Source organism: Streptomyces sp. CMB-StM0423 (assembly GCF_002847285.1).
Classification (GTDB): domain Bacteria; phylum Actinomycetota; class Actinomycetes; order Streptomycetales; family Streptomycetaceae; genus Streptomyces.
In genome coordinates, this window is record NZ_CP025407.1 from 5,987,453 (window position 1) to 6,005,774 (window position 18,322).

The window sequence follows — 18,322 nt, forward strand, 5'->3', positions numbered from 1 at the left end:
GGGGGTACCCGCGTACGGGGGGTACGGCGCCGGGATGGCGGTGCTTCGTGGGGGGTGCCGGTGTACGGGGGGTGCGGCGAAGGGAGTAGGGCGTCGCTGGGGCTCCCCCCGGGCCACCCCACTCCTGAGTGTGCGGTCCTCCGTCCGGTGTCAAGGGCGTCCCCTCCGCTTCGCTGCGGGAACGTCGCTTCGCGATGGGGCTTCGCCCCACCCTTGACACCGGACTCCGGCCCGAAAGACCGGCGGCTATGGGTGGCCCGGAGGGAGCGGGCACCCTCGAACAGGACTACGGATGCCGAGCCTGCGGACGGGGTGGCCGGGCTGCCGGGCGCCGGGCCCTCCCCGATCGCCGATGACCCCGGCGGACGTGGGGCGGAGGCCCGAGGCGGGCCGGGCCCGATCGCCGATGCCCCGGGCGACGGAGGGGGCGGAAGCCGGAGGCGGGCCGGGCCCGATCGCCGCTGTCCCCGTCCGGCGGGGCGGAAGCCGGAGACGGCTGCGCCACATCGCAGTTGCCCCGGCAGGCAGGGGCGGACCCCACGGATCAGGGCTCAGTCCGATCACCCATCCCTCCGACTGCCGGGGCCGAAGCCCGAAGACGGGCCGGACCCGATCACGGATGCACCGCCGCCCGGGGGTCGAACCAACGAATCCGGGCTCACCCCCCTCGCCCGCGGCTCCCCCGGGGGGACGGGGGTGGCCCACGGATCCGAGCTCAGCCCGGTCGCCGATGCCGCCACCGGGCGGGGGCGGAGCCCGGAGACGGGCCAGACGCGATCACGGATGCCCCCGAGCCCGGGGGTCGAACCAACGGATCCGGGCTCACCCCCCTCGCCCAAACCCCCGGCAGACGTGGGGCAAAGCCCGGAAAGGGGCCAGGCCCGATCACGGATACCCCCCGCCTCCCTGGGGGCGAACCAGCAGTTCCGGGCTTACCCCCCGTCGCCGACACCCCCGGCAGGCGGGGGGCGAAGACCGTGCCGGGGCTGCACCGATCGCGGGCGACCCCGGCAGGCGGGGGCCCGGGCCGTGCCGGGGCAGAACCGGTCGCGGGCTCCCCCGCCGAAACAAGACCGGGGCCCCGGCGCGTGCGTGCCACTGGGCGAAAGTCGGGCTCCGGGGTCCGATTCGGCCCGGATCCCGGGGTGTTACCGCGAGTTACGACCCATTTCCTCCGCCCAGCCGCCACAAACGCCGGTCACCAACCCCAGAACCGGCCGCGCGCACGCCGATGGGCAAAAGTCGCCCCACGCGGGCGATATGCCCAGTCCACGGGGAGGGTAACTGCGAGTTCGGCCCGATTCCCTTCATACCGAGTGACCTCGGGGCGAGCTGGCCCGCCTGAAGTCCGGCGAGTGCACGCGAGTGGGCGAAAGCCAGGCCGGGCGGGCGATTCGGGTTAGTTCCGCCGACTGACTGCCGCGAGTTTGCCGCAGTGGCACTCACTCCAGGCAGCCTGGGCGGCGCTGGCCCGCCCAGGTCGGCAAAAGCCGGGCCCAGTAGGCGATTTGGGCTGAATTCTCTGGCCGGGTCGCCGGGAGTTCATCCCAGCCGCGTCCGTTCCGAACCGCCTGAAAGGCGAGTGGCCGGGTGGGTGCGTCCGGGTGGGCAAAAGTCGGCCCTTCGAGGCCGATTCGGGCCGCATCCGGGGGTGTTACCGCGAGTTACGACCCAATTCCTCCGCTGCCGCGATACGGACAGCCCCCCCGGCGCGCCCCGTCACCGGGCGGATGCACGTCGTGCGGCGGGGAGTCGGGCACTGCTTCCCCGGGCAGACAGGTTCCGGATACCGGCGGGCACGGGTGGCCCCGATCATCGCCGCTGCGGCCGGAGCCCGTTCCCTCAGGGACGCGGCTGGGCCCCTAGCCGGGGGCCCCAATGCTCCAAAACCCACGTCGACCCGTTCATCTACGAGACCGCCCACCCCGACGCCGTACCCCCGGGGCTCGGCCCCCTGCCAGCCGGGTACCCCGTGCGCCGGCCTCGCTCCCCGGTGCTGCGCGCCCACCCTGCGCTGGGTCGTCCGACACCCCTCGATTCCCGGCTCGACGCCCCGGGCCGACCGCGCCGTCCGGCCCCCTCCCCTCCGGTACGGAGCCCCCTCCCCTCCGGTACGGAGCCCTGTCCCCTCCGGTACGGACCTCTGGCCCCCTCCCCTCCGGTACGGACCCCCAGCCCCCTCCCGTCCGGTACGGACCTCTGGCCCCCTCCCGCCGGGTACAGACCCCCTACGCCGACTCCCGTACCACCAGTTCCGGTTCGAAGATCACCGATCTCGGGCTCGACCCCGGCGACTCCAACGCCGTCAGCAGCAGGCTCACCATCTCCCCCGCCATCTCCTCCACCGGCTGCCGCACCGTCGTCAGCTCCGGGCGCGTCGACGTCGCCGCGCTGCTGTCGTCGAAGCCGATCACCGCCACGTCCTCCGGGACCCGCGTGCCCTGCTCGCGCAGGACCTGCACCGCCGCTCGCGCCATCAGGTCGTTCGCCGCGAAGACGCCGTCCAGGTCCGGGTGTTCGCGGAGCAGGCGGGTCATGGACTGCTCGCCGCTCGCCGCCGTGAAGTTGCCCTCCGCGCACGGGACGTACGCGTGGCCGTGGCGGGCCATCGCCTGGCTGAAGCCGTCGAGCCGCTCCTGTCCCGCCAGTACGTCCAGCGGGCCGCATATCGTCACCGGTCTGCGGCAGCCGCGGGCGAGGAGGTGTTCCGCGGCCAGACGTGCGCCGTCGCGGTGGGCCAGGTCCACGTATCCGGCGGGGACCGGGCGGGCCGGGCGCGCGAACAGCACCGTCGGGACGCCCGCGGCCGTCAGCATCCCCGGCAGCCGGTCCTCGCCGTGGGTGGAGACCAGCAGCGCGCCGTCCGCGATGCCCTGGCGCAGGTGGGCGACGACCTGTTCGCGCGCGTCCGCCGTCTCCGCGAGCATCAGCATCGGGTGCATCCCCCGCGGGCGCAGCGCGCCCATCACGCCGTCGACGATGCGGCCGAAGAAAGGGTCGGAGAAGACATAGCGCCGGTACGCGGCCTCGTCGCCGCCCTCGCCCGCGCCGGAGATCACCAGGCCCACCGCCCCGGTGCGCCGGGTGACGAGGGAGCGGGCCGCGCTGTTGGGTGCGTAGCCCGTGGTGCGGACGGCGGCGCGGACGGTCTCCTGGAGCGCCGGGTCGACGTTCCGGGTGCCGTTGATCACGCGCGAGACCGTGGCCCGGGACACTCCGGCGACCCGGGCCACGTCCTCCAGCGTCGGCGGTCGGCCCATACGCGCCTTTATAGCACGCGCGGGAAATCGCTCTCCAACGCCTGATCGATCAGCGGTACACGCCGAACTCGTAGAGCGAGTACCCGTATCCGCTGCCCCGCGCGGTGCCGTTCATCCGCACGTAGCGGCCGGTGCCGGACACCTCCAGGTCGTCGATGCCGCCGTTGCCCGCGGTGGTCTCGTACACCGTCTGCCAGTTCTGCCCGTCGTCAGAGACCTGGATCGCGTACGACCTGGCGAAGGCGGCCTCCCATGCGAGCTGGACGTGCGTGAACGTCGTCCGCTCGCCGAGGTCGACGCGCAGCCACTGCGGGTCGGCCCACGAGCTGGCCCAGCGGGTCGTGTAACTGCCGTCGGTCGCGTCGCCGGCCTCGCAGGGGCAGCCGCCGTAGGCGTCGGTCTGCTCGGTGGACGCCGTGGACGGCTTGCCCCGGGCGACGTTGGTGCCGTCGACCGGCGGCGGGACGACCTTCACCGACAGCGTCTCGATGCCGACGTTGCCCTTGCCGTCCGTCGCGCGCAGGTACACCTTCCACACGCCGAGCCGGTCCGGCGCCGTCACCGCGAACGTCCCCGCGCCCGTCTGCCGGAACTGCGCCGGCCGCAGCGCCTTGTCCTGGTCGATGTAGTTGCTGTTGACGAGCACCCCGTACGTCAGCGCGTCCCCGTCCGGATCGGCGATGTTCGCGGAGAGCGTGAACTCCCGGCCCGCCGGCACGGCGCCCGCGCCCGCGCCCGCGTCCCCGACGCGCAGGCCGGAGATCACCGGCGGGGTGTTGTCGCCGCCCGTGTCGCGTCCGTACGCCTCCTTGACCGCGTAGTACGACAGCCGCCGCTGCTTGTCCGGGGTGAGGTTGAACCACACGCCGCCGAAGTCGTTCTCGATGCCGTAGTGGAACAGGGTGGCGCCGAGCGCGACGCCGCGGTGGCCCGTGACGCAGTCCCACGCGCGCCCGTACCCCTCTGCCTTGGCGGCGTCGGACGGCTCCGTGGGCACGCCGTTGGCGTCGTCCTCGACCTCCCACTCGCCCGGCGGGCCGCCCTCGGTGACGATGTACGGCTTGTCGTAGCCGCCGGCCTCCCAGGCGGCGCGCACGTCGCAGACGGCGGCGTACGCGTTGACGGCGTACAGGTCGAGGTCGGGGGCGTTGCGCTTGTAGTACGGCCAGGCGCCGACCCAGGCGTCGGTGGAGGTCACGGGGTGGTTCGGGTCGACCTGGTGGATCCGCTCGGCGACCTCGTTCACGAAGCTCGTGTACGCGTCGCGCTGGCGCTCCAGTTCGGCGCCCTGGTAGCAGTTCTGCAGGCCGAGGACCGACTCGTTGCCGACGTTCCACATCAGCACCCCGGGGTGGTCGCGGTACGTCTCGACCCAGCGGGGGAACTCGGCGAGCATGTCGTTCTTGTACGCGGTGTCCGCGACGTAGTCGACGCAGCCGCCGCTGCCCGGGCCGCCGCCGGGCTGGAGCCAGAAGCCGGCGATGACCTTGACGCCGTTGGCCGCGGCGGCGTCGAGGAGCGGCAGGGTGGTGGCGTCGGTGCCCCAGGTACGTACCGTGTTGGCGCCCAGGGACGCGACGTCCGGCATGTACGAGGCGGCCTCGGCGACGGGCGGGCCCCAGGTCAGGCCCTTGACGGTGTACGGCTGGCCGTCGACGGTGAGCTGCCACGCGCCTTGCGGGCCGGTGACCTTGACGACGCTCGCGGCGGCGGCTTGGGGTGCGGGGGCGGTCACGGAGGCGGGCTCCGGCGCCGGTTGCGCGGCGGCGGCCGGGAGCGCGGTCGTCAGGCCGGCCAGCAGCGCGCCGGCGGCCAGGAGGGCGGGCAGTACGGCGGGCAGGCCCCGGGCGCGCCGGGGTCTCGCCGTGCCGGGGGGTGCGGGGGGTCGAGGGTGCATGGGAAGGGATCCTCCAGCGGTGGGGGTCAGGGAAGCTCGTAGTCCTCGTTGAGGGCGGCGCCGGCTTCGGGGTGGGTCTCGTCGTAGCCGCGCGCGTTGCACTGGAGCGCGCCGACGACGCAGTGGTCGACGAGCGCCTTGAGGGTGGCGTCGTCCCAGACGTTGATGAAGTCGTAGTGGAAGGAGTAGCCGCGGCCGCTGGAGAGCGCGACCCGTGACATGTCTCCGTTCACCGGGAACGCCATCTTGAACTCGATCATCGGCAGCGCCACCGGGTGGCTCTGCGGGCAGACGTTGTTGTTCGTACCGGCCTTGACCACGGGATACGCCATGTGGCTCTTGTGGTCGGGGGTGTCCAGGTAGCGGCCGTCCCAGCAACTGGGCGCCTGCATCCGGATGTTGAGCTGGGTGTCCGGGGTGCCGGGGCAGGTGGCGGGGAAGTCGACGTTGAAGTAGCTCTCGCCGCACTCCCAGCCCTCTACGAAGCCCGGGTGGTTGCGGAACTCCTCGGCGCTCTGCAGCGGGCTGCCGACGACGAAGCGCAGGCCCTTGGGGAACGGGCGGACGCTGGTGTAGTCGGTGACACCGGCCTTGTAGTAGATGACCTGCTCGCCGACGGGCAGCACAGGCCGGCCGCCGTTGAGGACGGTGGGCATCCAGTAGCCGGACTTGTCGCCGGGCGCCTTGCACTCGGTGCCGCCGGCGTCGAGCGAGGCGGTGCTGCTGTAGGCGTCGGTGGTGTCGTTGCCCATGAAGGTGTGGTCGTGGGACTTGCCGGGCTGGCCGGGGTAGACGATGGGGTCGTCCGGCTTGGTGTGGGTGACCGAGCAGTTGGCCTGGAACTCGTGGAAGTAGCGGTGGGGCGGCTCCTTGTCGGACGGTACGACGCCGGTGACGGGCGGTTCCGCGGGGATGTAGCCGTCGCCGTCGGGGTCGTCGCCGGAGGCGACGGGGCGGGGCTGGACGTGGGCGACGTGGGCGGCGTGGGCCGGGTCGTCGGTGCCGCCGGCTGCTGCGGTGGTGCGGGCGCTGGCCTTCCCGCCGGTGACGGCGATGGCGCCGAGTGCGGTGACGCACAGCGCCAGGGCCAGGGCCGGCAGGAGTACGGCGTAGAGCCGCGATCTCCTCATCGGGGGCCTCCTGGGGGTGGGGGAGGAGAGCGGGAGAGCGCTCTCCCATTGGGCTGGATGGTTACGCTCCGGAGAACGGCCGTCAAGAGAGCCGGCACGGACGCGTGCACCGATACGCGGGAACGCGCCAAATGTCGGTCCGGGACCGTAGTTGGGCGCGCACCGGTCCGGGGGCCGTGGCCTGCGGTCCGGCGGCGGCGCGCCGATACGGGCCCTACGCCCTGCACTTCGCGCTGTTTCCCGCACTTCTCGTACGTCCCACGGGCGCGCGCCCGGGTACGCCCGCGCGCGTACGCCGCCGTCCGCCTCCTCTCGCGCCCCTGCGCCCCCCGTCCGTACCATGCACCGATGCCGGACTCCGACCTCACGCCGTACTGGAACACCAACGTCGCCCGCCACCCGGGCATCCTCCGCGCCGTCCCCGAAGGCTGCCGCGACGCGCTCGACGTCGGCTGCGGCGACGGCCTCCTCGCGCGCAAGCTCGCCGCGCGGTCGGAGCGCGTCACCGGCGTCGACAACTCCCCGGAGATGATCGCCAGCGCCCGCGAACAGGCCGCGGGCCGGCCCGGGATCGACTTCGTCGCGGGCGACTTCCTCACCGCCGACCTGCCCGCCGCCGGCTACGACTTCATCTGCTCGGTCTCCGCCGTGCACCAGATGGACTTCACCCCCGCCCTCGTCCGCATGCGCGAACTGCTGCGCCCCGGCGGCGTCCTCGTGGTCGTCGGCCTCGCCCGCGAGGCGAGCGTCGGCGACTGGGCGGTCATGGTCGCCGCCGCGCCCGTCGTACGCGCCGCGAAGGTGCTGCGGCGCGCCTCCTTCCCGACCGGCATGCCGTTCATCAGCCCGCACATGAGCTACGGCGAGATCCGCGCCGAAGCCCGGCGCGTACTTCCCGGCGTGCGCTACCACCGCCACGTCCTGCGCCGCTACAGCCTCACCTGGCACGCGCCCTGACCGGCCGCCGCCCCGGCAGTCCCCGCCCCACCGCGCCCCGCCCCACCCTGCCTCGCCTCACCTCGCTCACGTGCGAGTTCACCTGCTCGTCACGTTGCGCGGTCTACGCCCCCGGCCGCCGGGCTCTTAGGCTGATCAGCATGCCGACCCACCGCATCAGCGCGCCCCTGCCCGCCTTCGACCCCGCGCAGGCGGAGGTCGTCATGCTGCCCGAGGCCCCCGAGGCCGGGTACTGGACCGGCTGTCCCGGGGTGTTGTACGAGCCGGAGCAGGGGCGGTGGCTGATGACGTACCGGCGACGGCGGCCGCGGGGGCACCCCGGCGGCGAGCGCGGCTGGCGGTGCGCCGTCGCCGTGAGCGAGGACGGGGTGGACTTCACCGACGTGTGGAGCGTGGAGAGCCGGCAGTTGGGCACCGACTCGATGGAGCGCTTCAGCCTGCTCCCCACCTCCGGCGGCTATCAGCTCTATCTCAGCTACGTCGACCCCGCCGACTCCCGCTGGCGCATCGACGTCGTCGACGCCGCCGCGCCCGACGCCTTCGACCTCGCCGGTGCCCGCCCCGCGCTCACCGCCGCCGGCACCGGCACCGAGGGCGTCAAGGACCCGTACACCCTCCGGCACGGCCCGGTGACCTACCTCTTCGCGAGCTACGCGGCCGCCGGGATCGCCGCCGCCGACGCCGACCGCGCGCACGCCACCGCCGACGTCTTCAACACCGGCGTCACCACCCACCCCACGGGTCTCGCCCTCTCCCTCGACGGCGGCGCGACCTTCGCCTGGCAGGGTGAGGCCATGCCCACGGGCAGCGGCTGGGACGCGTACCAGACCCGGCTCAACTCCGCCGTCCCGCTCGGCCCGGGCGCCGGCTGGCTCGGCTTCTACGACGGCATCGCCTCCCACGAGCAGAACTACGAGGAGAACTGCGGCCTCGCGCTCTCGTACGACCTGCGCACCTGGCACCGGCTCAGCACCGAGGGGCCGTGGGCGACCGTCCCGTACGGCACGGGCTCGGTGCGCTACGTCGACGCGGTGGTGGCGGAGGGCACGTGGCACATCTACTTCGAGGCCGCGCGCCCGGACGGGGCGCACGAACTCCGGCTGGCGCGCGTGCCGGTGGGCTGAGGGGACCAGGGGATGAGCGGCGGCGGGGCTGAGCGGCGGCGGGGGCGGCCGGTCCGCGGCTGGGCCGCGGGCTGTCCCTGGCCGAGCTTCGGCTCCGGGCTGTGGATGGGCTACGGCCGGGTCCCCTTCCGAGCCGCGGGGCCGGACCGGGGCGCTGAACTGTGACCGTGCTGTGGCAGAAGGAGTGAGCCCCGTCACGGCCGCGGCGCATCCGCCCTGGTCGACTGGGCGGATGCGCCCCGCGACCCGTGCCTCCCGGCCGTTCCGTACCCGTCAGGTCGGCCCCCTCGCCCTCGGTCTCGCCGCCGTGCTGCTGCTCGCCGGCTGCGGCACCGAGCCGGCGGACGGGGCGGTGGACGCCGGGGCCCCGACCGCGCCGGGCAACCCGACCCCGGTGGAGGTGGACGGCGTGACCATCACCCGCATCCACACGAACCCGCAGAGCGCGGAGCCGGTGCGGGTGGAGTTCGAGATCGCCAACCGCGGGTCGGAGGCGATGACGTACACCGTCGCCTTCGAGGTCCGTACCGCCTCCGGCGAGGTGCTGTCGTACCCGGAGAAGATCGTGGAGTCGGTCCCGGCCGGACGTACGGTGCCTGAGCAGGCGGACGTCACCGACCCGGTGCCGGCCGGTCGCGTGGCCCAGGTCCAGATCGGCGAGGTGCGGAGCGTTCCGGCGGACGAGGCGCCGTCGACGGGCGGTCCGTGCCCGCCGACGGGGGTGCGGCTGTACGCGGACGAGGGTGACGCCGCGATGGGCCTGCGGGTCGTCGGGATGCACCTGGAGAACTGCGGCACCGAGGTGCACCGGCTGGAGGGCTATCCGCGCCTGCAACTCCTCGACGAGGAGCACCGGGAGGTCACCGGCGTACGCATCCGCCGCGGCGGCGCCGCCATCGCGTCCGGCACCGGGGCGGACTCCCCGCCGCGGCCGCTGGCATTGCAGCCGGGGGAGCGGGCGTCGACCCAACTGGTGTGGCGCAACACGGTCGAGGCGGGCGAGGCGGTCAATGTCCCGTACGTACGGGTGTGGGCGAAGCCCGACGCCGCACCGGTGACGGTGACGCCGGAACTGGACCTCGGCACGACGGGCGAACTCGGCGTCGGCGCCTGGCAGAAGACCGGCTGACCCGCACCATCCCGTACCGGCCCCGCACTCCCGCTCAAAGGGTAGCCGCGCCCTGTGACATTGCCCCGGGGCCCGCGGCGGCGTAGCGCTCCTCGCCCTGCGGCCTCTCGCCCCGGGGACACCGCCGCCGGAGCGGCGGGGTCGCGCCCGGAGGGTCGTGGGCTGCGTGCGATGTCAGAGGAGGCGCCTACCCTTGGGCGGGTGTGCGGGGTTTGATAGCGCGGTTTCCGGTGCGCTGCGGCAGCGCGTTCCGGTGTTACCTCGTGAACGTACGGATGCGGTACCGCAGGCCCGACCTGCTGAGCTGCCAGCCGCCGTCCTCGGCGACCCGCCACTCCGGTCCCGGCACCGGCGCGTACGTGTCGCCGCCCGCCACCGCCGTGTCGACCTCCGTCACCGAGAGCATCGTCGCGTGCGCCAGCGCGGCCCGGTAGACCTCCCCGCCGCCGATCACCCACACCATCGTGGCCGCCGGCGAACCCTCGGCCACTTCCAGCGCCCCGTCGACGGACCCGGCGCCGACCGCGCCCTCCGCGGTCCAGCGCGGGTCGCGCGTCACCACGACGTTGCGCCTGCCCGGCAGCGGGCGGAACCGCGGTGGCAGCGAGTCCCAGGTCCTGCGCCCCATCACCACCGGGTGGCCGAGGGTGGTCGCCTTGAAGTGCGCCATGTCCTCGGGAAGGCGCCACGGAATGCCGTTGTCCGCGCCGATCACGCCATCGCGCGCCTGCGCCCAGATGAGCCCTACGTTCACACCGCGACCGGGGCCTTGATGGCCGGGTGGTGCCGGTAGCCGAGCATCTCGACGTCCGCGTAGGCGTAGTCGAAGAGCGAGTCTGCCTGGCGCAGCCGCAGCTCAGGGAACTCGTACGGCGTGCGCGAAAGCTGCTCCGTCACCTGGTCGACGTGGTTGTCGTAGATATGGCAGTCGCCGCCGGTCCAGATGAAGTCGCCGGGTTCGAGGCCGGTCTGCTGCGCCACCATGTGCGTGAGCAGCGCGTAGCTGGCGATGTTGAAGGGGACGCCCAGGAAGAGGTCCGCGCTGCGCTGGTAGAGCTGGCAGGAGAGCTTGCCCTCGGCGACGTAGAACTGGAAGAAGGCGTGGCACGGCGGCAGCGCCATGTTCTCCAGCTCGGCGACGTTCCAGGCGGAGACGATCATGCGGCGCGAGTCGGGGTTGCTGCGGAGGGTGTCGAGTACGTCGCTGATCTGGTCGACGTGCCTGCCGTCCGGGGTGGGCCAGGAGCGCCACTGGACGCCGTAGACGGGGCCCAGTTCGCCGTCCGGTGCCGCCCATTCGTCCCAGATGCTGACGCCGTGCTCCTGTAGCCAGCCGACGTTGGAGTCGCCGCGCAGGAACCACAGCAGCTCGTACACGATGGACTTCAGATGGACCCTCTTGGTGGTGATCAGCGGGAAGCCCTGCGCGAGGTCGTAGCGCAGTTGGTGCCCGAAGACACTCCGGGTGCCGGTGCCCGTCCGGTCGGCCTTGGCCGTCCCGGAGGTGAGCACGGTTCGCAACAGGTCTTCGTACTGGGTGTCCGCCACAGCGGCGAGTCTACTGCCGCCCACCAGGCAGACCGCGAAGCGGAACCCCTCCCACCGCCTGGCGGCGGGTCCGGCCCCGGGTGCCGTACGGAACGGGCGCCCGGGGCCGTACGCGCTACTTGCGGCCGTGCCGCAGCCCGTGCACCGCGGCGATGGCCGCCGCCGCGCCGGCCGCGACCCCGGCGATGACGAAGCACAGGACGTACGCGTCGACGGTCGGCACCTCGGTGCCGTCGATGACCTGCGCCGCCAGCACCGCCGCGGTCGCGGCGCTGGCGATGCTGCCGCCGGCGGTGCGCACGAGGGAGTTGATGCCGCTGGCGATGCCGCTCTGGTCCATGGGTACGTGCTGGACGGCGAGCGTGCCGAGGGCCGCGTAGGCGATGCCGATGCCGAGGCCCTGGATGCCGCTGAAGATCATGACGTCGAGCGCGGAGTCGTGCATGAGCGCGAGCCAGAGGTACGCGACGCCCGCGATGACCGAGCCGGTGGCGAGGGTCCAGGCGGCGCCGATCCGGGCCTCGATCCGGCCGGAGAGCGCGGAGAAGACCAGCATGGTGAGGGTGCTCGGCAGCATGTACAGGCCGACGTCCAGCACCGAGCCGGTGAGCCCGTAGCCGACCTCGGCCTCGGGGGTCTGGATGAAGTTCGAGATCAGGGTGAAGGCGGCGAACATCGAGAAGCCGAGGAGCAGCGAGGCGAGGTTCGCCGAGAGCGACTTGGGGCCGACGAGGATCTGCAGCCGTACGAGCGGCTCGCGCAGCCTCAGTTCGACGGCCACCCATACTGCGCACAGCACGACCGCGGCGGCGAACAGGCCGAGGATGCGGGCGTCCGTCCAGCCCCACGAGTTGCCCTGGCTGATGCCGATCAGCAGGCTGACCAGCCAGCCGCCGAGCAGGGCGGCGCCGATCAGGTCGGGGCGGCCGCCGGCGCGGCGGCCGGAGTCGCGGGTGCAGAACAGCACGAAGAGCAGTCCCACGGCGGCCATGGCGGCGGCGATCCAGAAGACCGGGTGGTGGGAGTCGGTGTTGTCGGCGATGAGACCGGTGACGAGCATGCCCACGGCACCGCCGACGCCGAGGGTGGCGCTGACGACGCCGATGGCGGTGGTGACCCGCTCGCGCGGGTAGGAGTCGCGGATCATCCCGATGGCCAGGGGGATGACGGCCGCGGCGGTGCCCTGGAGGGCGCGGCCGACGATGAGCAGGGCGAGCGAGTCGGCTATCGCGCAGATGACGGAGCCGGCGACGAGCAGGCCCATCGTCACCGAGATCATCTTCTTCTTGCCGTACATGTCGCCGAAGCGGGCGAGCAGCGGCGTGGCGACCGCCCCGGCGAGCAGCGTCGCGGTGAAGACCCACGAGACGGCGGCGACCGAGATGTCGAACGTCTGCATGAGCTGGGGGAGCAGGGGCAGCACCAGCGTCTGCTGCAGCGATACGACGAGTCCGGCGGACGCCAGCGCGAGCAGCGTCAGGCCGGGTCCTGAGGACTGTTCCGGCTGGTCGGCGCGGCCGTCCTCGGCCACCGTGGTGGCGGTGTCTGTCATCGGGGTGGACTCCTGCGACGGGAAGTGGATTACTTGACTTACGCAAGCATGTGATACTTAGTTGAGTCAAGCAAATTAAGGTTAAAGTGATCCCCATGTCTGTCCGGCCGCCTCAAGCCACCCACGTCTCCTCGGACGTGGCCGAGATCGAGCGCGCCCTCAGCCGTATCGCGTATCTGAGCAGCCGGGCGCGGCAGCACGACCGGTTGATGGCGCTGGCCGAGGTGCCGCTGGACCGGGCGGCGGTGGCGCTGCTGCGGCAGATCGACGACTCCGAGCCGCTGCGCCTGGGCGAGCTGGCGGACCGGCTGGGGGTCGAGGCGTCGCACGTGACGCGGCAGGTGCAGCAGTTGCAGAAGGCGGCCTACGTCTCCCGCGTCCCGGATCCGGACGACCGCCGGGCGCAGCGCATCCAGCTCACCGCCGCCGGGCGCGAGGCGATCGGGCGCATCCGCGAGGTGGCGTGCCGGGGGATGCAGGGGGCGCTGGCGGGGTGGTCGCCGGAGGATCTGCGGACGCTGGCGGAGCTGTTCCACCGGATGGTCGACGACTTCGTCGCGCACGTCGACGAGTGGGCGGCGGAGGTGGAACGGATCGCCGACGGCGGGCCGGACAGGCCGGACGGGCCGGACGGGCCGGACGGGGTGGACGGGGCGGACAGGCCGGACGGGGCGGACGGGGCGGGCGAGGCAGGCGTGCCGGGCGGGGCCGGTGCCGCGGGCCGCCCCGGCGGCGACGGCCCGTCGGGGGCGGGGGCCTGACGGGGGCGGAGGTCTCGTGTGGCGGGCTGCCAGATCGTCCACCGCTGACCACTGGCCGGGATCGCCCGGCCCGCGGCGGCACCGATAGGGCACCGGTCTGTCACAAGGGCACAGGGCCCCTTGGTCGTCGGCGCGGTACGGCTAGCCTGCGCGAATGAAGCGGATGCAGCGGGCCGCCGGCGTGATCGTCGGCTCAGCGGTGGGTGACGCCCTGGGCGGCCCCTTCGAGTTCGGTCCCGGGGGCGCGTTTTCCGTGCGGGTTCCCGCGCCCGGTGCCGGTGGCGAGATGTGCGGTGGTGGCGGCTGGGACCCCGGCGAGGCAACTGACGACACGCAGATGGCCGTTCTGGTCGCGGAGTCGCTGCTGGAACGCCGCGGACTCGATCTGCCCGACATCTTCGCCCGCTTCCAGCGCTGGGCGGCATCGGAGCCCAAGGACATCGGCCTGCAGACCGAAGACGTCCTGACCAACGGCAACTCCTGGGACCGCGCCGCCGCTGTCCACTTCCGGATCAACCAACGGGCGCAGGTTGTTGTAGAGGTCCCAGCGCCGGAGTATCTCCGCGTGGTCGGCGGGGGCCGAGGGGACGGCCCACCTCTTGATGTCGGCGTTGATCGGCACGTTGCCGAACCGGGTGAAGAGGAACGAGGCCAGCGCCAGCAGCGTGGCCCCGGCGGCGAGCAGCCGCTCGCGGCCGCGGTGCAGCAGGGCGAGGACGAGCGCGCTGAGCGCGGTGAGCGTCATCGCCGTCTGCATCACGGGCGAGTTCATCTTCATCAGCTCGGCGTGGAACGACAGGCGGGTCTCCAGCGGCACGGCGTCGAACGTCGGGCCGAGGTTCACCGCGCCGTAGCCGAACGCGCCGGCGAGCGGCCCGGCGGAGAGCAGGACGACGGCGGTGAGCATACGGATCGGCACGGGCTAACTCTGTGGTGTCAGGGGTGATTCGGCGGGGGTGGTGCGGCGCGGGGCCGTACGGCGCCGGGGGGTGCGGGGGAGGGCGGGCCCGTGTCAGGTGGTCCGGTGTCACCCGCGCCGGTGTCGGGCGGTTCGGGCAGGGGTGGGCCCGGGGTGTAGCCGGCTTCCTCCACGGCGGCGTGGATGTGCTCCCGCGGCACCGGGCGGTCCGCCCGCACGACCACGGTCTCGGCCGCTACGTCCACGCGCACGTCCGTGACCCCCGGGACCCGGCCGATCTCCTCGCCGACCATGGCCGCGCAGTGACTGCACACCATGCCCAGCACGGTGTGACGGGTCTCGATCACAGGCCGTCCCCCTCCTTGCTCGCCGCTTTCCCGCGCGGGCTCTTCCCCTCCGCCCCCGGGTCCTTGATGGTCCTGCTGAGCTGGTGCGTCCTCCGTATCCGGCCGTCCGGGGCCAGCTCGCCGAAGAGATGGACCTCCGTGGCCGTGCGCCTGCCTCTGCGGTCCGTGGCGTGGATGGTGAAGCGGGCCGCGATCCGCTCTCCGTCCCGCAGCGCTTCGTGCACCTCGAAGGCGAAGTCCGCCAGGTTCTTACGGACCGGGCGGATGTGCGCCACCAGCCGCTCGCGGTCGATGCGGATCCCGTCGGCCGTCTGCACGATGTCGGGCGTGTAGTAACGGTCGACGACCGGGCCCGGGTCGCTGCCGTCCGCCGTGATCTCACGCGTGAAAGAGGTGAAGAACTCGGCCATGAACTGGCGGGCTGTCTCTGTCATCTCGCTCCCCCCGATGGCGGGCGAGCCCGCGCGCACGGCGACGTAGCACCCGCAGGGCGCTATCTCTTACACTCCGTAAGATATAGCGCCCGACCTAACTTTGACAAGGTGTAAGATTTTGTCGTCCAAGGGATCCAGCGAACCCGCCGAGTCCGCCGGCCGCCGCCCCGCCCCGCGCCGCCGCCGCGCCGACGCCGAGCGCAGCAGGTCCGCCATCGTCGACGCCGCGGTCCGGCTGCTCGGCGAGCGGCCGGAGGTCAGCGTGGAGGCCATCGCCGCCGCCGCGGGCGTCACCCGCCAGACCGTCTACGCCCACTACCCCTCGCGCAACGAGGTGCTCACCGCAGTCTTCGACCGCGTCACCGCGGAGACAGACGCCGCGCTCGACGCCGCCCGCCTCGACGAACTCCCCGCCGCCACGGGTCTGCTGCGGCTGCTCGACGTGAGCTGGGAGATCGCCGACCGCTACCCCGGCCTCCGGCACGCGGAGCCGCCCCCCGCGGACCGCCGGCAGGAGGACGAGCAGCACCGGCCGATCACCGACCGGCTGGAGCGGATCGCCCGCCGCGGCCAGGAGTCGGGGGAGTTCGCGCGCGACGCCGAGCCGCACTGGCTGGCCGCCGCCACCGTCGCCCTCGGCCACGCGGCGGGAGCGGAGGTCGCCGCCGGCCGGATGACCCCGGCCGCGGCGGCGGAAGCCCTGCGCGTGGGGGTGCTGCGTCTGCACGGGGCGGAGGCGGAGGACTAGGTGTATTGCCCTGTGAGGTTGGGGATACGACCCGCGGCCCGGGCCCGGCGGCCCGGGCCGCGGGGCCCTTCGCAAGGCCGGGCGCCCCCGTGCTCGCCCCGCCCCGCGCGGCGCCCCTCGGCGCCGCCGTCCGTGCCGCCCCCGTCGCCGCCGTCAGCCCTGCTGCCTCCCCGGGCCGTTCCGGCGCTGGTTGTACACCAGCGCGCCGCCCGCGAAGATCACCGCGCCCGCGCCCGCCAGCGCCGCCGGCAGCACCGCCGAGGAGTCGTCCGACGAGGCGGCCAGGTTCGACTCGCCCGCGTTCAGCGTCTCCACCGCCTGCGCCTGCGGCGCCGCCGCGCCGTGGTCGCCGTGCGCGCCCTTGACCGGGTCGGCCTTGGTGTTCTCCTGGCCCTCGCCCAGCGCCTCGACCTCGTCCGCCGACATCGCGCCCGGCGTCAGCCCGGTGACCTCGCCGTTGCCGCCGTCGAAGACGACGTCCGAGCAGGAGAAGAAGTTCTCCTGGCTGTCCGAGCGGATCCACTGGATGAACAGCATGTGCTGCCCGCTGCGCTGCGGCAGTTGCAGGTTCCAGTAGTAGTGCCCGCCGTCCGAGCCGGCGCCGCCCGCCTGCGGCGGGTTGGTGACCGTCTGCAGGTGCGTCAGGTCGCCCCAGGCCAGCGTCTTGGACGGGGTCCAGCCGTTGTTGGTGATGTAGACCTCGAACCGGCCCGGGTGGTGCGCCCAGTTGCTGTACTGCAGGTTGATGTTCGAGCCGGAGGTGAGGTGCGTGAGCGGCCAGTCGGTGCGGGCCGCGTTGTACGGCGAGAAGCTGTACGGGCTGCGGTCGCCGGCGCTGCAGAGCTTGCCGTCCGGTACGTAGCCCTGGGCGCGCCCGCCGGCGTTGGAGTCCAGTACGGCGAACCAGTTGTACAGCGGCGTCGTACCGGCGGACTGCACCGCCGCCTTGCACGCCGGGTTCTGCGGCATCTGCGTGGAGCTGTTCGCGATCAGGTCCTTGTAGCACAGGAACGTACGCGAGCCGGGCACCATCGCGACGCCGTGGGCCGACGCGGGTGTGGGCACCGCCAGTGCGGCGGTCGCGACGCCGGCGACCCCGGCGAGTGCGAGCGTGCGCCGGAGGCGGAGTGATCTTGCGGCGCGGACGAGTCGTTGGACAGCCATGGTCATGGTCTCCTTCGGGTTCTCCCTGAGCGCTGACGCGAGAGCCCGCGACCTCGGTGCGCGTGCCGGGCCGCCGGGCCGTCCCGGAGCAAACCGGGGCTCGGGCCCGGGGCCGGGGCCGGCGACCGACCTGGCGGGGGGTCTCACGTTCGTCGTGAACAGGTCAATGGGAGCGCTCCCATTGACGGTAGCGCGGGATTTCGCGGCTGTAAACGGAATGTGCGCCCGCGTGCCGACATCTCTTCCCCTCCTCCGGGCATGGGCCGGCCGGCTGCGTTGTTGCCGATCACGACAGCCCCGCCGCGAACAGGAGAAACACATGCCCGAGATCCGTGACGCCCGGGTCGTCGTCTTCGACGTCCTCGGCACGCTCGTCGACGAACCCGGCGGGCTGCGCGCGGAGATCCGCGCCGCCGCGCCCGCCGCCGACGACACGGCGGCCGGTGAACTCCTCGCCCTGTGGCAGCGGCACGTCGAGACCGAGCAGGCGCGGATGGCCCGGGGCGAGCGCCCGTACGCCGACAGCGACACCGTCGACCGCGAAGCCGCCGAACTGGTGGCCGCACGCGCCGGCGCCACCGACCCGGCCGCCGTCGACCGGCTGGCCACCGCCACCCGGCGGCTGCCCCCGTGGCCCGACTCCGCCGCCGGACTCGACCGCATCGCCCGGCACTTCCCGGTCGCCGGGCTCTCCAACGCCTCCGGCCCCGCGCTGCTCCATCTCGCCGCGCACGGCGGGCTGCGCTGGCACCAGGCCCTGTCGGGCGCGGCGGTACGGGCCTACAAGCCGGCGCCCGAGGTCTACCGGCTCGCCGCGCAAGCCGCCGACTGCCCGCCCGAACGGGTGCTGATGGTCGCCGCCCACGCCTGGGACCTGCGCGCGGCGCAGGAGAACGGGCTGCGCACGGCGTACGTCCCGCGGCCGGTCGGCGATCCGCCGGCGGCGACGGACGCGTTCGACTGGCACTTCGACGGGCTGGAGGGTCTTGTCCAGACGCTGACGGCGGAGTAAGGCGCACGGCGGGTGCGCCGGCAGAAAGACGCGGCGGGCCGGGTGGGCGCGTAGCGCGTACCCGGCCCGGCATGCCCGCGACCGGACGGCAACGTGGACGGCGGATGTGCCGCAGCGCGCGCTGCGGCACATCCGCCGTTGCTCTTACGCCGCCGCAAGCGCACTCCGCAAGTCCCCATCGGCCCCACTCGGCGCACCCGTCCCGCAAGGGGCGCGCGGCGCCGGGTGCACTTCCGTGACCCGCGGCAAGGCCGGGTTCTGCCTGTTCGGCGGGGCCGCGATGGGCCACGCTCTTCCTGGCGGCTCAAGTGCCCGCCGGGGGGCGGGTGTTCCGGGACCC

The 18,322-nt window shown here is 73.4% G+C and carries 14 protein-coding genes and 3 pseudogenes; 7 read left to right on the plus strand and 10 right to left on the minus strand.

What is annotated here, in order from left to right:
• Nucleotides 1-2,228 precede the first annotated feature (2,228 nt).
• Genes CXR04_RS25975 through CXR04_RS25985 form a run of 3 tightly spaced genes read right to left on the minus strand, consistent with a single transcriptional unit; the run spans nucleotide 2,229 to nucleotide 6,287 of the window.
• Entirely contained in the window at nucleotides 2,229-3,260 is a 1,032-nt protein-coding gene (locus CXR04_RS25975) for a LacI family DNA-binding transcriptional regulator (protein WP_101424672.1), read from the minus strand.
• Between the two features lie 49 nt (nucleotides 3,261-3,309).
• Nucleotides 3,310-5,157: a discoidin domain-containing protein gene (locus CXR04_RS25980; protein ID WP_101424673.1), complete on the minus strand. Its 1,848-nt coding sequence runs from the start codon at nucleotides 5,155-5,157 to the stop codon at nucleotides 3,310-3,312.
• A gap of 26 nt (nucleotides 5,158-5,183) precedes the next feature.
• Nucleotides 5,184-6,287: a DUF1996 domain-containing protein gene (locus tag CXR04_RS25985; protein ID WP_101424674.1), complete on the minus strand. Its 1,104-nt coding sequence runs from the start codon at nucleotides 6,285-6,287 to the stop codon at nucleotides 5,184-5,186.
• A gap of 348 nt (nucleotides 6,288-6,635) precedes the next feature.
• Here CXR04_RS25985 and CXR04_RS25990 point away from each other — a divergent pair, with 348 nt between their 5' ends.
• From CXR04_RS25990 to CXR04_RS26000, 3 genes are all read left to right on the plus strand, one after another.
• Entirely contained in the window at nucleotides 6,636-7,244 is a 609-nt protein-coding gene (locus CXR04_RS25990; RefSeq protein ID WP_101424675.1) for a class I SAM-dependent methyltransferase, read from the plus strand.
• A 140-nt stretch (nucleotides 7,245-7,384) separates the two neighbouring features.
• The gene (locus tag CXR04_RS25995; protein WP_101424676.1) at nucleotides 7,385-8,368 is read left to right on the plus strand and encodes a hypothetical protein; all 984 of its coding nucleotides are present in this window, start codon (nucleotides 7,385-7,387) and stop codon (nucleotides 8,366-8,368) included.
• A 352-nt stretch (nucleotides 8,369-8,720) separates the two neighbouring features.
• Nucleotides 8,721-9,497, plus strand: a complete 777-nt coding sequence (locus tag CXR04_RS26000; protein ID WP_101426612.1) for a DUF4232 domain-containing protein — start codon at nucleotides 8,721-8,723, stop codon at nucleotides 9,495-9,497.
• Between the two features lie 256 nt (nucleotides 9,498-9,753).
• Here the strand turns inward: CXR04_RS26000 and CXR04_RS26005 are convergent, their stop codons facing one another.
• The 3 genes from CXR04_RS26005 to CXR04_RS26015 all read right to left on the minus strand — a co-directional run bounded on the left by CXR04_RS26005 (nucleotide 9,754) and on the right by CXR04_RS26015 (nucleotide 12,597).
• Nucleotides 9,754-10,251, minus strand: coding sequence for a dihydrofolate reductase (locus tag CXR04_RS26005; RefSeq protein ID WP_101424677.1), 498 nt, complete (start codon nucleotides 10,249-10,251; stop codon nucleotides 9,754-9,756).
• Nucleotides 10,248-11,045: a thymidylate synthase gene (locus tag CXR04_RS26010; RefSeq protein WP_101424678.1), complete on the minus strand. Its 798-nt coding sequence runs from the start codon at nucleotides 11,043-11,045 to the stop codon at nucleotides 10,248-10,250. Before CXR04_RS26010 ends, CXR04_RS26005 begins: the two co-directional genes overlap by 4 nt.
• 115 nt (nucleotides 11,046-11,160) lie before the next feature.
• Entirely contained in the window at nucleotides 11,161-12,597 is a 1,437-nt protein-coding gene (locus tag CXR04_RS26015) for an MFS transporter (protein WP_101424679.1), read from the minus strand.
• A gap of 95 nt (nucleotides 12,598-12,692) precedes the next feature.
• Here CXR04_RS26015 and CXR04_RS26020 point away from each other — a divergent pair.
• Both CXR04_RS26020 and CXR04_RS26025 read left to right on the plus strand, forming a co-directional pair.
• Nucleotides 12,693-13,190: pseudogene (locus CXR04_RS26020) on the plus strand (MarR family winged helix-turn-helix transcriptional regulator); the annotation flags it as partial.
• A gap of 322 nt (nucleotides 13,191-13,512) precedes the next feature.
• Nucleotides 13,513-13,884, plus strand: a pseudogene (locus CXR04_RS26025) (ADP-ribosylglycohydrolase family protein); the annotation flags it as partial.
• Between the two features lie 57 nt (nucleotides 13,885-13,941).
• On the opposite strand, the pseudogene CXR04_RS26030 reads toward CXR04_RS26025, so the two are convergent.
• The 3 genes and pseudogenes from CXR04_RS26030 to CXR04_RS26040 form a co-directional block, all read right to left on the minus strand.
• Nucleotides 13,942-14,265, minus strand: a pseudogene (locus CXR04_RS26030) (anthrone oxygenase family protein); the annotation flags it as partial.
• A gap of 29 nt (nucleotides 14,266-14,294) precedes the next feature.
• Nucleotides 14,295-14,624 carry a heavy-metal-associated domain-containing protein gene (locus CXR04_RS26035; protein ID WP_101424680.1) on the minus strand — a complete coding sequence of 110 codons (330 nt, stop codon included), beginning with the start codon at nucleotides 14,622-14,624 and terminating at the stop codon, nucleotides 14,295-14,297.
• On the minus strand, nucleotides 14,621-15,058 hold the full coding sequence (locus CXR04_RS26040; protein WP_101424681.1) for a nuclear transport factor 2 family protein: 438 nt from the start codon (nucleotides 15,056-15,058) through the stop codon (nucleotides 14,621-14,623). Before CXR04_RS26040 ends, CXR04_RS26035 begins: the two co-directional genes overlap by 4 nt.
• 118 nt (nucleotides 15,059-15,176) lie before the next feature.
• Here CXR04_RS26040 and CXR04_RS26045 point away from each other — a divergent pair, with 118 nt between their 5' ends.
• Nucleotides 15,177-15,806: a TetR/AcrR family transcriptional regulator gene (locus CXR04_RS26045; RefSeq protein ID WP_101424682.1), complete on the plus strand. Its 630-nt coding sequence runs from the start codon at nucleotides 15,177-15,179 to the stop codon at nucleotides 15,804-15,806.
• Between the two features lie 153 nt (nucleotides 15,807-15,959).
• On the opposite strand, the gene CXR04_RS26050 is transcribed toward CXR04_RS26045, so the two are convergent.
• Nucleotides 15,960-16,976 (minus strand): lytic polysaccharide monooxygenase auxiliary activity family 9 protein, encoded by a 1,017-nt coding sequence (locus tag CXR04_RS26050; protein ID WP_101424683.1) that lies wholly within the window; start codon nucleotides 16,974-16,976, stop codon nucleotides 15,960-15,962.
• A 313-nt stretch (nucleotides 16,977-17,289) separates the two neighbouring features.
• On the opposite strand from CXR04_RS26050, the gene CXR04_RS26055 reads away from it, so the two are divergent.
• Nucleotides 17,290-17,982 (plus strand): haloacid dehalogenase type II, encoded by a 693-nt coding sequence (locus CXR04_RS26055; protein WP_101424684.1) that lies wholly within the window; start codon nucleotides 17,290-17,292, stop codon nucleotides 17,980-17,982.
• The last annotated feature ends 340 nt before the right edge of the window (nucleotides 17,983-18,322 follow it).

Bases quoted from the DNA above. Each gene is read 5' to 3' on its own strand.
- CXR04_RS25975 (WP_101424672.1), bottom strand. From the start codon at position 3,260: ATGGGCCGACCGCCGACGCTGGAGGACGTGGCCCGGGTCGCCGGAGTG.
- CXR04_RS25980 (WP_101424673.1), bottom strand. From the start codon at position 5,157: ATGCACCCTCGACCCCCCGCACCCCCCGGCACGGCGAGACCCCGGCGC.
- CXR04_RS25985 (WP_101424674.1), bottom strand. From the start codon at position 6,287: ATGAGGAGATCGCGGCTCTACGCCGTACTCCTGCCGGCCCTGGCCCTG.
- CXR04_RS25990 (WP_101424675.1), top strand. From the start codon at position 6,636: ATGCCGGACTCCGACCTCACGCCGTACTGGAACACCAACGTCGCCCGC.
- CXR04_RS25995 (WP_101424676.1), top strand. From the start codon at position 7,385: ATGCCGACCCACCGCATCAGCGCGCCCCTGCCCGCCTTCGACCCCGCG.
- CXR04_RS26015 (WP_101424679.1), bottom strand. From the start codon at position 12,597: ATGACAGACACCGCCACCACGGTGGCCGAGGACGGCCGCGCCGACCAG.
- CXR04_RS26040 (WP_101424681.1), bottom strand. From the start codon at position 15,058: ATGACAGAGACAGCCCGCCAGTTCATGGCCGAGTTCTTCACCTCTTTC.
- CXR04_RS26050 (WP_101424683.1), bottom strand. From the start codon at position 16,976: ATGACCATGGCTGTCCAACGACTCGTCCGCGCCGCAAGATCACTCCGC.
- CXR04_RS26055 (WP_101424684.1), top strand. From the start codon at position 17,290: ATGCCCGAGATCCGTGACGCCCGGGTCGTCGTCTTCGACGTCCTCGGC.